Origin of the sequence: Marivivens sp. JLT3646 (assembly GCF_001908835.1) — a bacterium.
Taxonomy (GTDB): domain Bacteria; phylum Pseudomonadota; class Alphaproteobacteria; order Rhodobacterales; family Rhodobacteraceae; genus Marivivens; species Marivivens geojensis.
In genome coordinates this window covers 576,813-591,592 of sequence record NZ_CP018572.1, presented here as the reverse complement: position 1 = coordinate 591,592, position 14,780 = coordinate 576,813, and the positions used below count along the sequence as shown (strand labels likewise).

The 14,780-nt window shown below is 57.6% G+C and carries 16 protein-coding genes; 13 read left to right on the top strand and 3 right to left on the bottom strand.

The window, feature by feature from the left end:
* The first annotated feature begins 48 nt into the window (after positions 1-48).
* From BSK21_RS03045 to BSK21_RS03015, 7 genes are read left to right on the top strand one after another with little or no spacing between them, the layout of a single operon-like run.
* The gene (locus tag BSK21_RS03045) at positions 49-1,128 is read left to right on the top strand and encodes a hypothetical protein (protein WP_067549864.1); all 1,080 of its coding nucleotides are present in this window, start codon (positions 49-51) and stop codon (positions 1,126-1,128) included.
* Positions 1,129-1,134: 6 nt separating this feature from the next.
* Complete coding sequence (locus BSK21_RS03040) at positions 1,135-2,262, top strand: hypothetical protein (protein ID WP_067549867.1); 1,128 nt, start codon at positions 1,135-1,137, stop codon at positions 2,260-2,262.
* Between the two features lie 12 nt (positions 2,263-2,274).
* Positions 2,275-4,206 carry an ATP-binding protein gene (locus tag BSK21_RS03035; protein WP_067549869.1) on the top strand — a complete coding sequence of 644 codons (1,932 nt, stop codon included), beginning with the start codon at positions 2,275-2,277 and terminating at the stop codon, positions 4,204-4,206.
* Positions 4,203-4,532 carry a hypothetical protein gene (locus BSK21_RS03030; RefSeq protein WP_067549873.1) on the top strand — a complete coding sequence of 110 codons (330 nt, stop codon included), beginning with the start codon at positions 4,203-4,205 and terminating at the stop codon, positions 4,530-4,532. Before BSK21_RS03035 ends, BSK21_RS03030 begins: the two co-directional genes overlap by 4 nt.
* Positions 4,532-5,878 carry a DUF6638 family protein gene (locus BSK21_RS03025; RefSeq protein WP_067549876.1) on the top strand — a complete coding sequence of 449 codons (1,347 nt, stop codon included), beginning with the start codon at positions 4,532-4,534 and terminating at the stop codon, positions 5,876-5,878. Before BSK21_RS03030 ends, BSK21_RS03025 begins: the two co-directional genes overlap by 1 nt.
* A gap of 1 nt (position 5,879) precedes the next feature.
* Positions 5,880-6,146: a hypothetical protein gene (locus tag BSK21_RS03020; RefSeq protein ID WP_067549879.1), complete on the top strand. Its 267-nt coding sequence runs from the start codon at positions 5,880-5,882 to the stop codon at positions 6,144-6,146.
* Between the two features lie 7 nt (positions 6,147-6,153).
* Positions 6,154-6,834 (top strand): DUF1523 family protein, encoded by a 681-nt coding sequence (locus tag BSK21_RS03015; RefSeq protein WP_067549881.1) that lies wholly within the window; start codon positions 6,154-6,156, stop codon positions 6,832-6,834.
* Between the two features lie 278 nt (positions 6,835-7,112).
* On the opposite strand, the gene BSK21_RS03010 is transcribed toward BSK21_RS03015, so the two are convergent.
* Positions 7,113-7,961 (bottom strand): helix-turn-helix domain-containing protein, encoded by an 849-nt coding sequence (locus BSK21_RS03010; protein WP_074038951.1) that lies wholly within the window; start codon positions 7,959-7,961, stop codon positions 7,113-7,115.
* 124 nt (positions 7,962-8,085) lie between these two features.
* Between BSK21_RS03010 and rpe the strand changes: the two genes are divergently transcribed.
* The 5 genes from rpe to BSK21_RS02985 all read left to right on the top strand — a co-directional run bounded on the left by rpe (position 8,086) and on the right by BSK21_RS02985 (position 12,297).
* The gene (gene rpe / locus BSK21_RS03005) at positions 8,086-8,775 is read left to right on the top strand and encodes a ribulose-phosphate 3-epimerase (protein ID WP_067549883.1); all 690 of its coding nucleotides are present in this window, start codon (positions 8,086-8,088) and stop codon (positions 8,773-8,775) included.
* A gap of 213 nt (positions 8,776-8,988) precedes the next feature.
* Positions 8,989-9,906: a UDP-2,3-diacylglucosamine diphosphatase gene (locus BSK21_RS03000; RefSeq protein ID WP_082959419.1), complete on the top strand. Its 918-nt coding sequence runs from the start codon at positions 8,989-8,991 to the stop codon at positions 9,904-9,906.
* Positions 9,903-11,042, top strand: coding sequence for a ceramide glucosyltransferase (locus BSK21_RS02995; RefSeq protein WP_067549885.1), 1,140 nt, complete (start codon positions 9,903-9,905; stop codon positions 11,040-11,042). Before BSK21_RS03000 ends, BSK21_RS02995 begins: the two co-directional genes overlap by 4 nt.
* On the top strand, positions 10,988-11,620 hold the full coding sequence (locus BSK21_RS02990) for a DedA family protein (RefSeq protein ID WP_231924785.1): 633 nt from the start codon (positions 10,988-10,990) through the stop codon (positions 11,618-11,620). Before BSK21_RS02995 ends, BSK21_RS02990 begins: the two co-directional genes overlap by 55 nt.
* Positions 11,617-12,297 carry a glycosyltransferase family 2 protein gene (locus BSK21_RS02985; protein ID WP_067549891.1) on the top strand — a complete coding sequence of 227 codons (681 nt, stop codon included), beginning with the start codon at positions 11,617-11,619 and terminating at the stop codon, positions 12,295-12,297. Before BSK21_RS02990 ends, BSK21_RS02985 begins: the two co-directional genes overlap by 4 nt.
* Here the strand turns inward: BSK21_RS02985 and BSK21_RS02980 are convergent.
* Positions 12,294-12,989: a glutathione S-transferase N-terminal domain-containing protein gene (locus tag BSK21_RS02980; protein WP_067549892.1), complete on the bottom strand. Its 696-nt coding sequence runs from the start codon at positions 12,987-12,989 to the stop codon at positions 12,294-12,296. The two genes, BSK21_RS02985 and BSK21_RS02980, sit on opposite strands and share 4 nt — an antisense overlap.
* Positions 12,990-13,134: 145 nt before the next feature.
* On the opposite strand from BSK21_RS02980, the gene mscL reads away from it, so the two are divergent.
* Positions 13,135-13,569: a large conductance mechanosensitive channel protein MscL gene (gene mscL / locus BSK21_RS02975; protein ID WP_067549893.1), complete on the top strand. Its 435-nt coding sequence runs from the start codon at positions 13,135-13,137 to the stop codon at positions 13,567-13,569.
* 72 nt (positions 13,570-13,641) lie between these two features.
* Here mscL and ald read toward each other — a convergent pair whose 3' ends face one another.
* The gene (gene ald, locus BSK21_RS02970) at positions 13,642-14,754 is read right to left on the bottom strand and encodes an alanine dehydrogenase (RefSeq protein ID WP_067549894.1); all 1,113 of its coding nucleotides are present in this window, start codon (positions 14,752-14,754) and stop codon (positions 13,642-13,644) included.
* Positions 14,755-14,780: the final 26 nt, after the last annotated feature.

Genomic DNA, 14,780 nt, shown 5'->3' with positions numbered 1-14,780 from the left:
TCAAAGGCGTCCTACATTCAGGACAACGTATTTTAACGAGGGCAGACAATGGCCGATTTTGAGACACAGATCCGCGAGAGCCAAACCCAAGTGGTAAACGCACAAGCAAAGATTTCCGAACTCACCACCCGCATTGAGGCCGCACGCAGCAAAATGGCTGCGGGTACGGATGTGACGATTGATATCGAAAACGCGACCTTGGACGATGTTCATGCGCAGACCGACGCGATGAACGCCAATATCGCAGAGCTGATTATGGGGCTCGATGATGTGACGGCTGGGTTCCAGCAAGACTTTGACGAGATGCGGTCAAAGACAGGCATGGAAAAGCTGATCGGGATTTTTTCCAAAGGCAAAGCAGAGGCAATGCGTCAGGAACGCATGCGCACCGCGTCGATTGACGACAAACTGCAAGACCTGATTTCAAAATCCAACGTGATCCAAAAGTTGCTTGAGGGTCAGTTGGCGGTGCTTGAGGACCAGAAGATCAAGGTTGAGAGTAACCTCTCGGAAACGCTGACCGAACGGGAAACCACCGTGAGCACGCTGGAAAAAACGCGGGCGGATGTTCTGGCGCTTGATCCCAAAATCATCGCGCTCGAAAACAAGATCTCGGTCGAGCAAGACGCCGCAGCCCGCACCGCGCTGGAAAGCGAACTGGCGGAACTGAACTCTCGCTACAACGAGCTGGTCCAACAGGAACAGGTGCAACTGGCGAAATCCCAGACGCTGGAGCGGTATATCGAAAAGGGCAAAACGTGGCTCGACAGTTTGCAGAACCAATCGGCGACGCAGATGGTTCTGATCAACAAGCTGATGACCGATACGCGCCAACGTGTCGTCCTGTATGATGCGCTGACGAAATCGTTGAAAACCGCGCAGCAGCAGGACGTTGCTCACCGCATCAACGAAATCGGCGTGCAGACCGACAAAGAAGCCCAGCAAGCGATGGCCGCCATTGGCGCGGCGACGAACAGCCGAATGGCGGACATGCTGGAATCGCACGAGGATCACATGGTCTTTGCCCGCAAGGTGCTTGAGGAAAAAGCAAAGGCCGATGAACGGTTCATGCGCCGCTTCCAAAAGATCGTCGAGAAGCACGACAAAAACGCCTACGGCCAACCGTAAGCTGCGATGAGCGACGGGAAAACAGACCTGACCCTCGATCACTTCACGCTCGAAGATACCCGCGTCACACGGCGCTATTTCGACAAGTTCGAAAAGATCACGGGGTATCTGGGCAAAGTGGCCGCTGTGATGGAGGTCGAGGGACGTTATCAGCGGCACGAGATCAGCGCGATTGCGCGCTACCTCGTGGCGTTGAACCTGACGTTTCGGACCTTGGGGTACAAATACCACTTCTCTGGTCGTGCCGCCCATGCGGGCAAGCTGACCTTTGATCGGATCGAGAGCGGGTTTCCCGTCTATGCTGAACTCCTTGAGGCGGCGAATGATGCGCAGCAGGCGGATCGGCATTTGGCGAATATGCCGTCCGTTGAGGCGCTCAAGGATCAGATGGTGCGGGTGATCGTCGGGGACCAAGAAATCCCGACCAAGCTGCAATATGCCTTATCACAACGGCTCTATTACGAAGAGCTGGCAAAGGGCGGTTTGTTCTGGTCCCGCAATGATCCCGACATTCAGTGGCGCGGGGATCGTGACGGGCGGCGGCAGTATTTTCTGCATTGGGCGGTCTATGACAGCCAGATCAACCTGCCGACAATTTACCTGATGGAGCTAGAAGACACGGGCAAGGTCGGCCTCCCCAAAGATGAACGCCGCTGGCCAGAGGTTATGGCGCATCTCATGGCGCAATCGGTCGGCGGGTTGAAACTGTTGACCATCGCCAAAGGCTTTGACGAAGATTTCGACGATCTGCACCCCAAACGGCTGCGGCGCATCCACATCGGCCCGATGTATTCCCACGCCTTTACCCAGCAAACTGGCCCTCTGCGCGAGGTTCTGGAAAAGGCCAAATCGCCTGTGGGCGAAGACTGGGCGCTGGTCTGGACCGAAGAGGACTTGCGCAGCGACCGCGTGGAAGAAGTGAAATCAGGCTGGTTCGGCAAGGTCGAGCGCGAGATTTACGCGATCGATCCCTTTGCGGGGCGCGGGGCGGATACGGGGGCCACGGCGATGGCGCGGTCGATCATCATGCCTGAACGCCCGTTCCAGTCGCTCGCTGAGTTGAAACCCGACGGGTTCGATGATGTGCGCAAGTTCGTGGTCAGTCCGACGGGCCGCGTATTGAGTTACAAGTAAGAGGCCAAAGACATGAGCCAATCCACCGGACAGATGGAACTGCGCGAAGACGACATCCGCAGCCACTACCCCGCCGCCCTCTCTCTGCTGCAAGGGTTCGATCATGCGCCGCGGATCGGGGCGACGACCGCGGTGGCCGAGGAAAAATCGTCTGGCATCGGCACACGCCGCGCGTTTCGATCCACGACCCCCGGCCTGGTGACACAGCGCACCACCCGCAGCGAAGGGGTGCGGCTGGTTGAACGGATCAACGGGCTTGAGGCGGGGGATGGGCTGACCTCACCGGTACAGGCCGCCGTTCTGCAAGGCCTCCGCCGTGGGATCGCCGTGGCGCTGGCCGTCGCGGATCAATACGAGGAGCGGACGGGTCTAGCGGAGCTAAAACGCGCAAACCTGCAGGGCGGATTGCCTGCCGCGAAATCAGTAGAGTTTTCGGAACTTCTGACCGCTGAGGCGCTGATCGCATTGCAAGTCTTTGCGTCTTACCTGTCGTTCACACTCGCCTCACATGTCAGCGAAGACACGGTTGAGATCGGCAGCGTCGATGAGGTTCTGACCGAAAACGCCCCGCTCGCCTTGCAAGGTGTGCTGTGGGAGCTGGATCAAGACATCGCCCGTTTTGCCACGTCAGAGTCACGTTTGGTCGCGACCACCCTCGCCTACGCTGAGTCTCTGATGGAGAAGGTCGCCGCAAGGGCCAGCACGGCTGCGCAACTCGACCCGTTTACCACGGCAAGCTGGCGGATTGAGGCCGAGGGTTTCACGATCAACGGCTTTACTCCTGCCCGCAGCGCCAAGGGCACACCGCTGACCATGCAGTTCAAGAAACCGCATGAGGTCGTGGGCAACCACATCGCAAAGTATCAGGCGATGAAGCTGGCCAAGATGCTGATGGCCTACGACTTTGACCGCCGATTGAACCCGTTCGCGGAACTCGGCGGGTTCATTTTTACCTTTATGGGGGACGGGAAACCCGGGACGGGGAAAACCACGCTCATTCAGATGATGGCGGGGTTGGTGAACGACTACTGTCAGGTGGCGGGCTATGGGTTTAGGTATCAGAACTTTGGCATCGACAATATCGACAGCTATCAGGGTAAATCGGGCCAAAACGCTAAGGCGTTTATCAACACGATCCTCGACCCGTCGGTGATCGGCTTTGGCACGATCGACGACATCGACCAGATCGCAGGCAAACGCGGCGACCGTCAGTCGAGCGCGGGCCAGCAAGAGGTCACCGCCGTCTTTATGGAGGCCTTTGCGGGTGCGAATACGGTTGTGCGGGGCAACTGCACCTTTGGGATGTTCTCGAACTACCCTGAGAACGTCGACGATGCCTTGCGGCAACGGGCGGGGGCGCGGTTCCTCGTGGATGGGCCGCAAACGCGCGAAGACTACATCGACATTCTGTCCCTGCTGTTGGGTAAACGGCACGACATTCCGCTGGGCGACCACGATCTGTTTTCCGCCCAAGAGATCAAACGCGCCGTGGCCCGTAGCTTTGAAGGGCACAATCGCCCGCATGAGGATGGACTGAAATCGGTGTTCGACCGCATCGTGGGTCTGTATGGGGAATTGGACACCATCGCCAAACTAGGCAGCTACCTCAAAGCGATCCAAGAGGCCGATGAACGGTTCACGGGCCGCGCGATCAAAAACATCACCGATGCGGTAAAGGTGCGTGCGATGGACTTTGAACTGCCCGACGAATGGATGGAGAACCCAGAGCTGTTCCTGTGGAAGGACTACGACACCAAAAAGGCGATGATCGAGGACCTACGCCAGCCGATCACCACCGCCATGGTGCTTCAGGAAATCAACCGCTACGCTGATAGTGAATTCCGCTACGCTGACAAATCGGATGAGGCCGCGATTGACGCAATGGTCCGCGATCTGGGCCGCAGCGAAGAGGCCAAGCGCCGCTATCTGGAGGGCAAAGTTTGACCGATCTTTTGATCCCTGCGCTGATCCTCGCGGCAATTGGTTGGTTCGTCCCCCGCCTCTGGGCCAAGGTTCTGCCCGAGGGGATAAAGCCGCTGATGGTCATTGCGCTGGTGTCGACCCTAACAATGGGGATCGTGGGCATCGGCTATTTCATCGTGCTTTACCTGATCCAAGGCTTTCCGATCTCTGAACTGTTCGGTGGAAACTTCGCCGACACCATCGTGCATTTCGGACGTTTGTCGCTGATCTCTACACTCTTGTGGGGGCCTGTGATGCTCTTGTCGGTGATGGGCCTCGTGCGGCGTTGGAAAAAGGCGGTCTGGTGATGCATCGGTTGATCGAAAAAGGCCTGATGTTCGGCAATCTGATCCGCGTCGATAGCCCTGTGCAGGTCGACCGCTACAATCGGGCGCTGCAGCACCTGACGGGTAGAACGACCGCGCTGACAGAGTTCCACATCGATATGTCGGGTTATTCGCCCGAAGTTGGCGACGAGTTGGGTGATGACCTCTACCTCAATCGCGAGGGGGTGAACCGTCAGTTCATCCTGCTGACGACCGATCAGAAAACCGCGCCCCTCCTGAACGCAAAATTTTCGACCTCGCGCGGGATTTTACGGCAGTTCATCGATACGAACCAACCGCAGCTTTTCGCGCTCACCGCCCAAGACGCGGTAGCGGGTGAATTGGTAAACTCGGTCTATCGGGCCGCGCGGCCCGAAGAGCTTCTCGATATCCGTAAGATCGAGATTGAGGCCGACACCACGTCTGGCACCGTCCGCACGGCGGCAGAGTTGGGGCGGATGATTGATCGGTTCAAATCAGACAAGGACGCGTGGTGGGATGACGTTCTGATCGGGCAGATGATCGGGCTGGCCAAAAAAACTGGCGATGTGACCCGTAACCCCGTCACCCTGCCCCAGATGACTTTTGAGCAAGAGAACTTTTGGACTGCGATGTTCGGCGGGTTCTATGTGTTCCGTGGCGACCAGCCCCCAACAATGATCCGCGTTTCGGATCAGGCAGATGCGGGGAATTTCCCGATCCGCGTGATAAACATGTCAGATCGGACAGCGGTGGCGAAGTTCCTGAAGGAACACAACCTAGCTGAACCTCTGGTCGATGCGCGTGGCATTGATGCAGCGGCGATCCTGCACCAAAAGATGGACTTTATGGTGGCCGAGGTTGCGAGCCGTCATGGTGAACGGTTGGTCGGCGCAACCCGTCGCGACCTGCGGGCGCTGGGGCGAAAATACGCGGCGCAGTTGCCCGAGGAATGGCAGGGCCTCGCCGCGCTTGCGCGCTGGGCCGAAGATGGCGGGCCGTGGCCCAAGATCGACAGCAATCACCCTGCGTATTTCTACACGCTCCGCGCGGCGCGGCATGACGATGTGGAATTGGTGAACATGCTCTTGGCGCAGCTTTGCCCGATGGACATTCGCCAGCTCTTTATCTGCCATAAGGACGCGTTCTATGCCGCCTACACCACATGGCCCGATGAAAAACGGGACTACGTGGCGGATTTCCTTGCCCGCGAATATGCGGTTGATAAAGCAGGCACACGGGATCGGCTGTTCGGGCATCGCGAGGATACGCGCACGGCACGTCCCGCCACAAAACGCGATGTGATTGATTTAGTTGGCCCTTGGGGCGCGGTGATGAGAGGCCGATAAGATGAAATTTCTCTATATGCTGGTGGTCTGGTTCGTCATCACGACCCTGCTGTATTTCATGATCTCGGTCTATTCGCGCTCTGTCCGTCGTGAAAAACTAGAGAAACAATGGGCCGAGGATCATCAAGGGGGTGATAGCGACGCCCGTACCGCCTATATCGAAAACGGCATGGCACAATACGAACATGGGTTTCGCAAAAAGCTGATCGTGCTGGTCTATGTTGTGCCCGTCGTTTTGGTGACGGCAATTTTATATCTGACGAATTGAGGCTGAGATGCAAAAACTGAAAACCGGCGTTCGGGTCATCGTGATTTTGTTTGCGGGCATGTTCCTGCATTACGTCCTGCCCCAACACGACATCGCCCGCATCACAGGCACCGAGGTGATCCGTCAGGACTTTAGCTCTGTGAACCGCATTTTCTTTGCACAGGCCGAGAGCGGCAACGTTGATGGCGCGACCCGCGATGTGCAGTTCATCAGCGTAATGCGTCGCCCGACCTATCTGTTCGGCCTCATCCGTGGCGCAGAAGCCAACGACGTGATGATTTACCGCAACGAAGATACGGGCTGGATCTGGCCGCCCTACTTCAAATTCGACAGCCGCGACCTGCAAGGCGAGGCCCAAGAGAACACCTCTACCGCCGAAGCACCAAAGTGGGTGAGCATCACGCACTACGGCTGGCGGAACCGTTTCTTTACCGTGTTCCCGAACGCGATTTCGATCAAACGCATCGACGATCCGAACATGACCATCATCCCTTGGTTCAACATCGTGTTCTTTATCGCGCTGATGGCAGGCATCTTGTTCCTACGCGCCGTCTGGCTGCAATTCCGCGAACGGGCACTGGACCCGACCTTGGACAAAGTCGGTGATGAATGGGACCGCGTCGAAGCAGGCGTCGCCGAACGCCAGTCCCGCCTCAAACGCTGGTTCGGAAGCTGGCGCGGGAAGTGAGGGCGTGAGTGCTGGAAGCGAGGCAAGCTGTTAAATGTCGTTGACGAACTGAAACGGGTTCGCCGCGCACTCCAAGCATCAAAAATTATCGAGCGAGGGAACCGTGCAATACATGGCCATCGGTTTGCTAACCCAGACGATCCCACATCAGAGTTCGCCACTGTGCATCGGGACAAGAACGCAAGAATGACCTGCTAAATTTGGAGAGCGATCAGCGAAGAGCTGTGTCGCTAAGTCTACTCTCCCTCTTACACCGCCCGATCACGCAGCGCCCCACCTCACAAAACAGGTTGGACCGTGTTGCGTTGGCGGGTTTTGCGGAATTGGGCGGGCGTCATGCCGTGGTGGGCGAGGAAGAGTTTGTGGAAGTGGGATAGGTTGGGGATGCCACAGTCGGCGGCGATCTCGGCCAAGCTGTCGGTTGATCCGATCAATTGCCGCCCTGCATAGTCCATACGAATGCCGTTGACGTATTCGGACGGGCTCTGCCCCAAAAACTGACGCGCGGTGCGGCTGACGTGGGCATGGGCGCGGCCTGTGACCCGCACGAACCCAGCGGCCCCATCACGGAACACGTCGGGATTGCGGGCGGCGGCGCAGGCGTCAGCCAGCCAACGCGGCGCACCAGCGGCGAGCGAAACGGTTTCGTCGATCAATTCGGATAAGAGCGGCAAGAGAAACGCCGTTGCATCGAGTGCGGTGCCATTGCGACGCTCGAGCCGCACGGCAGCGCGGTTAAGGTCTGCCATCTGCTGCATGTCGCGGGTGTAGGTTTCTGGCCGCTCAGAGTTCCCCCAAAAGAAACGGTTAGCAACCTGCGGATATTGCTGCCCGATCGCCTCAATCACCTTTGGGTCAAAGGCAATCGACACGACCATCGCGTCTTCGCCCTTACCCTGAAGGGCATGGGCATGGGTGGGCCGCACAAACAAGAGCGTGCCCTCTTTGTGATCGGTATGCCCTTTGGGTCCATATTCACGGATACGACCGTTTTGCACCCAGATCAGTTCGGGAAAATCATGGGTGTGCAGCGCCGTGGGCCGCTGGCTCGTCAGCATGGCGCGTGACAATTGGCACGCCAAATCGGCGGGCAGGAACTCTTTATGGCGAAGCACAATCACATTCATATCCGCAGTTTAACACAGTCGTTGTAACAGGTCTTTGGCTATGATGCCGCGCCTGCAAAGAAGGCGTGACCTTGCGCGTTTTCCGCGCTAGAACCCTGCCGTTGCCGCAAAAGAAAGCACTCCAATGTCGTTTGACCGCTCGATCAAGATCGCACCGTCGATTCTCTCTGCCGATTTCGCAAATTTCGGACAAGAAATTCAGGCCATCGAAGCGCAGGGCGCTGACTGGGTTCATGTGGACGTGATGGATGGTCACTTTGTCCCGAACCTGACCTTTGGCCCGCCTGCCGTCAAAGCGTTCCGCCCGCATGTGAAGACGTTCATGGACGTGCACCTGATGATCGCGCCCGTCGATCCCTATATCGAAGCCTATGCCGAAGCGGGTGCCGATATGATCACCGCACACATCGAGGCTGGCCCGCATATTCACCGCACCATTCAGGCGATCAAAGCCCAAGGCGTTAAGGCTGGCGTGGCGCTGAACCCAGCCACCCCTGCCGAGGCGGTCGAATACCTTTTGGACATGGTCGACATGGTTCTGGTGATGACGGTGAACCCAGGTTTTGGCGGTCAGAAGTTCATCCATTCGGGCGTCGAGAAAGTCCGCAAAGTCCGTCAGATGATCGGCGACCGCGAAATCCACATTCAGGTCGATGGCGGCGTTGATGTGAACACTGCGCCGCTCGTGGCTGCTGCGGGTGCGGATTCGCTCGTTGCTGGGTCGGCGGTGTTCAAAGGTGGTTCTGTCCACGCACCAGAGGTTTACGGCGATAACATTCGCGCCATTCGCGCAGCAGCAAACGCCGCGCTCTGATACCAAAACCCACGTTGAATGACAGAGGCCGTGCCGAAAGGTGCGGCCTTACTTTTTTGTATAATTTTCGACGGAAACGACAGGGATCGGCGTTTCATTGTGCAGATTAGAGAAATTTCAGTCTGAAGATGTTTTTCCGGCTCATCGAAACGTAGCTGTCACATTAGCCATTTAAGCGTCTGCGTATATTTTCGACACTTGAGGCGTCGTACTATGACAAAACATTCGACGAACGGCTTTGACGCTTTTGCAGGATTTCCGGCTGATCTGGTCAAAGAGGTGCTGGGCACCATCGCGACCAAAGACCAAACGCCAAAGCGCATCCAACCCGGCCAACGCTATTTTCCATCGCTCTTTATTTCGGACATGCACCTAGGCGCCCATAGCTGCCAAGCAGACGCCCTGCTGTCGTTCCTCGAATGCCACGTTGCTGATACGATTTACTTGGTTGGTGATATCTTTGATATCTGGCGGCCGATTGGGTCGAACTGGAAACCTGTTCACCATAAGATCGTGAACCTGCTGCTGGATCGGATGCGGTCTGGCGTGCGGATCGTTTACACCCCCGGCAACCACGATGAATTCTTCCGTCATTACTTTGGCGAATACTTTGGCAACCTAACTGTTGCTGACTACGTTTATCACACCACGTCGAACGGCACGAAGTTCCTCGTCATTCACGGCGACTGTGTCGACCTGTTCGAACGTAAGGCGCCTGTGTTGTCGAAACTTGGCGCTCATGCCGAAAACCTGCTGCGCGGCGTGCAATTGCTGGTGAACCGTGGCCTGAATGCCTTTGGGCGCCAAGACTGGTGCGGGGTTGATCGTTTGGTCGCCTTTGGGAACCGTATGGTACGCGCCAATGAATCGTTTCAAATCCGTCTGGCCGATCTGGCGCGAACGCATGAAGCCGACGGCATCGTCTGTGGGCACTTCCACCAATCTGCGCTGCACGATGATCACGGCATCATCTATGCGAACTGCGGCGATTGGACTGAAAACTGCACCGCTCTTGCTGAGACGGCCAGCGGTCAGTTGATGATGCTCGATTGGTCGGCACACAGCGCACTGGCCCGCAAAGAGGCTCGGGCTGCGACACGCAGCGATGCTTCAGTCACGGCACGCGCATGACCGATATTCTGACAGGACTGGCGGTTGGCCTTTTGGGCGCGACATCGGCGTTGCAGGTTGCGTCCGTTGGCGCAGCGCTTTGGGCGACGGAACGCTCGCTCCAGAAATCCGTGATCTCGGGAAACCCAGGCGTGACGGTGCTGCGGCCAGTATGTGGGTTGGAGAACAACCTTGAAGACACTCTCCGCACCACGTTCCGGTCGAGCTATCGCGGGCCGCTCCAGATCATCTTTTGCTGCTCTGACGCCAATGACCCCGTGGTTCCACTGGTCAATCGGTTGATCGAAGCGCACCCCGAGGTCAACGCGACGTTTTTGATCGGTGATGACCGCCTGTCGGGCAATCCAAAGCTGAATAACCTCGTCAAAGGTTGGGCAGCGGCAGAACATGATTACATCTTGATGGCCGATAGCAACGTGTTGTTGCCACATGACTATATCCAGCGCCTCTTTTCCCGCTGGACCGAAGGCACGGGCCTTGTCACCTCGCCCCCGTCTGGCATACGCGCAACGAACCTGTGGGGCGATCTGGAGGCCGCGTTCCTCAACACCTATCAAGGCCGCTGGCAGCTCTCCTCCGACGTCTTCGGCAATGGTTACGCTCAGGGCAAAATGCTGTTCTGGCGTCGGGATATTCTGGAAAACGCGGGCGGGCTGATCACCTTGGGTCGTGACATGGCCGAAGACGTCGCATCAACCAAAGTTGTCCGCAAAGCTGGTCTAAAAGTCCGTCTCTTGGGCAGCCTCCTACCTCAGCCCATCGGGTCCCGTGATTGGCAAAGCGTTTGGACCCGTCAGGTTCGTTGGGCCAAGGTGCGCCGCATGGGGTTCCCTGCCCTCTACGCCGCTGAGGTCCTATCGGGGATTGCGGTGCCGATGCTTTTGACGCTGTTGCTGACCCTTGACGGCACCCTGAATTGGGCGAGCCTCTTGGCCCTGCCAATCCTGTGGTTCGGCCTCGAATATCTCTTGGCCCGCCGTGCGGGATGGCCCGCGAAACCACGCGACATCGTGACGTGGATCATGCGCGACGCGATGATCCCTGCCCTTTGGGTAGCGGGATGGCGCGGAAAAGGGTTCGAATGGCGCGGCAACTCGATGTCCTCGGACGCCGTGGACACAACGACCGAAAGCTAAGAATGGACCTCTCGACGATCCAATCGCTTGTTCAGGCGCACGGCCTTTGGCTGCTTGCGCCCGTGACGGTTCTGGAAGGCCCGATTGTGACGGTAATCGCGGCCTATGTGGCCTCGCTCGGGTTGCTGAACCTCTATGCGGTCTATGTCATTTGCGTGCTGGGCGATCTGGTCGGTGACGCGGCCATCTACGCGCTGGGCCGTTGGGGGCCAAAGACGCTCCCTGGTCGGTGGCAGGTGCGGCTGGGGTTGAACCGCAGTCGCCGAAATGGGCTCAAGGATCACTTTCGCGACACAGGCGGACGGACGCTTTTGATCGGGAAGCTCACCCATTCGGCGGGGGCAGCGGTGCTATTCGCCGCGGGAACGGGCAAGATGCCGTTTGGCGCATTCCTCGGTTGGAACCTCTTGGGCACATTACCGAAAACGTTGCTGTTCGTCGTGATCGGCTACATGTTCGGCTACGCCTATTCGACCATCGATAATTACATTTTCCGCGCCACACTGATCCTTGCAGCCCTCATCGCCGTAGGCGTTGTTGTTTGGTATCTGCGCGGCAGATCACAGGCCTCTGAATGACTAAACTCAGCTGCATCATCCCCGCCTACAATGAGGCTAGTCGCATTGAGGCCGTATTGCAGTCAGTCGTCGGTCATCCGCTGATCAATGAGGTGATCGTTGTGGATGACGGGTCATCGGATGGCACGGCGGAGGTGGTCAAGGGGATCGACGGCGTTCGCCTGATCGAACTGCCCCAGAACAAGGGCAAGACATGGGCCGTCACCGTCGGGATTGAGGCTGCGACGGGTGACACGCTGATGTTCGTGGATGCGGATTTGCTGGGCCTGGACGCCTCGCACCTGACCGCGCTGATCGCGCCTGTTCAACAGGGCAAGGCGGATATCACGATAAGCCTGCGGGCCAATGCGCCGCGACCGTGGCACTGGATCGGCATTGATTATATTTCGGGTGAACGGGTGATGCCGCGCGGGTTGCTGATCGATCAGATCGATGCGATGCGGGCGCTGCCGAAGTTCGGTTTGGAGGTGTTTATGAACAGCCTCCTGATCCGCCAATCCGCCCGTATAGCAATTGTGCAGTGGCCCGAAGTGGAAAGCCCGCTCAAGGGGGCAAAGTTCGGCTGGGCAGAAGGTCTAAAGCGCGACGTAAAGATGATCCGCGACATGGCGCAGACTGTCGGACTGTTGGGGTTGGCAGCGCAGGTCTATCGCATGCGCCGCCAGAGGGTCGTTTAGGCCATACGCTCTAGCGCGCGCTGAACGGCTGGGCGGTCGTAAAACCGTTTTTCGTAGTCCACGACGTTGGTGAAATCAGACCAGCCCAAAACATCACGCGCGCCGTAGTAGTCCAGCGTGGTGAGCCACGGCACGATTGCCATATCCGCAATCGAATAGTCACCAGCCACCCAATCGTGTTTGTTCAACTGCGTATTCAGCACGTTCAAAAGACGTTTGGATTCAGTGATATAACGGTCGCGGGCAGTAGGGTCTTCCATCTTTGCACCGGCGAATTTGTAGAAGAAGCCGAGCTGCCCAAACATCGGACCCGCGCCGCCCATCTGCCACATCAGCCATTGATAAACGGTGAACTTCTCGGAGGCCGTGGTGCCCGCGAACTTGCCCGACTTCTCTGCAAGGTATTGCAGAATCGCGCCGCTCTCGAACAGACCGAGCGGGGTTCCGTCAGGCCCATTCGGGTCAAGGATCGCGGGGATTTTGTTGTTCGGGCTCAGCGACAGAAATTCGGGGCTGCGCATGATGTCATCCGACAGACCACCCGTGGAGTGGTATTCATACTCGATCCCCATCTCTTCGAGCGCGATCGGGACTTTACGGCCATTGGGCGTGCCGAAGGCATAAACCTGCAGAATGTCAGGATTTTGCGCGGGCCAGCGTTTTGTGACGAGGAAATCAGAGAGATCGGCCATTGGAATACCCTATGGTAAATGAATTCTACTGCTCATCCTTACACTGTAAAAATATGCATAGAAACATCCCCAAGGTAGGATATACCTGTGCGCACCCGCGCAGGAAAACAACCTATGCGTGGGCAGCGAAAATTGGGGGCATACAATGCTAAATGAATTCAAAGATTTTATCTCCAAAGGCAATGTCATGGATATGGCCGTTGGTATCATCGTCGGCGCCGCATTCACGGCCATAGTATCATCGCTCGTTGCCGATCTGATCAACCCTATCATCGGTCTGATCATCGGCGGCATCGATTTCTCTAACCTCTACGTCGTGCTGAGCGGCGATGTTCCAGCTGGGGCCAGCCTTGATGCGGCACGCGAGGCAGGCGCTGCGGTCTTTGCCTACGGGTCGTTCCTGATGGCTGTGATCAACTTCCTGATCATCGCATTCGTTGTGTTCATGCTGGTCAAACAAGTGAACCGCATCAAAGACGCAACCGCGAAAAAAGAAGAAGCCGTCGAAGCGCCTGCGGCACCTGCAGGTCCGACCGAGTTGGATATTCTGATGGAAATCCGCGACAGCCTGAAAAAGTAAGCTGTCCGCTATGACAAATGAAAAGGCCCGCCAAACGGCGGGCCTTTTGCGTTACTCCTACAGGGGAGGAAATCAGAGCAACGAAGCAGCGTCGACAGTCGGCAGGCCCAGAGCCTCGCCCACGGCAGCGTAGGTCAACTGACCAGCGTGAACGTTCAGACCATTCAGCAGGTGTTTGTCGTCTGCGCAGGCTTTCTTCCAACCTTTGTTCGCCAGAGCGATCATGAACGGCAGGGTCGCGTTGCCCAGCGCGAGGGTCGATGTACGCGCCACAGCACCCGGCATGTTGGCGACGCAGTAGTGCATGATGCCGTCAACTTCGTAGATCGGGTCTTGGTGGGTGGTTGCACGGGAGGTTTCAAAACAGCCGCCTTGGTCGATTGCAACGTCAACCAGAACCGCACCCGGCTTCAGCTCGGAGAGCTGCGCCTTGGAGATCAATTTCGGCGCAGCCGCACCCGGGATCAGAACTGCGCCGATGATCATGTCAGCCTGACGCGCCAGTTCGATGGTGTTTGCAGCCGAAGCGTATGCAGTCTTGAAAGTGCCACCGAATACGTCGTCGAGGTAACGCAGGCGCGGCAGCGAACGATCGAGAACGGTCACATCAGCGCCCATGCCCGCAGCGATTTTCGCCGCGTGGGTGCCGACGACACCGCCGCCGATAACCAGCACGCGACCGGGTGCAACGCCTGGCACGCCACCCAACAGCACCCCACGACCGCCATTCGCTTTTTGCAGCGTGTAGGCACCAACTTGCGGCGCCAGTCGGCCAGCAACCTCAGACATCGGGGCAAGCAGGGGAAGTCCGCCACGGTCGTCGGTTACGGTTTCATAGGCAATGCAGGTTGCGCCAGACGCAAGAAGGTCTTTGGTCTGCTCCGGATCGGGAGCGAGGTGCAGATATGTGAACAGAAGCTGGCCTTCGCGGAGCATCTTACGCTCAACCGCCTGAGGCTCTTTTACTTTTACGATCATGTCCGCAGCAGCGAAAACTTCGGCAGCGGTCGCAGCGATTTTCGCGCCAGCCGCGATGTAGTCTTCGTCGGTGAAACCAGCGCCCATACCAGCAGCGGTTTCAACGGTGACGGTGTGACCGTTTGCAACTGCTTCCTGAGCAGCTGCAGGTGTCAGACCTACGCGGAATTCTTGGGGTTTGATTTCTTTGGGGCAGCCGATGTGCATTGGGGTCTCTCCTGTTCGTTGTGATC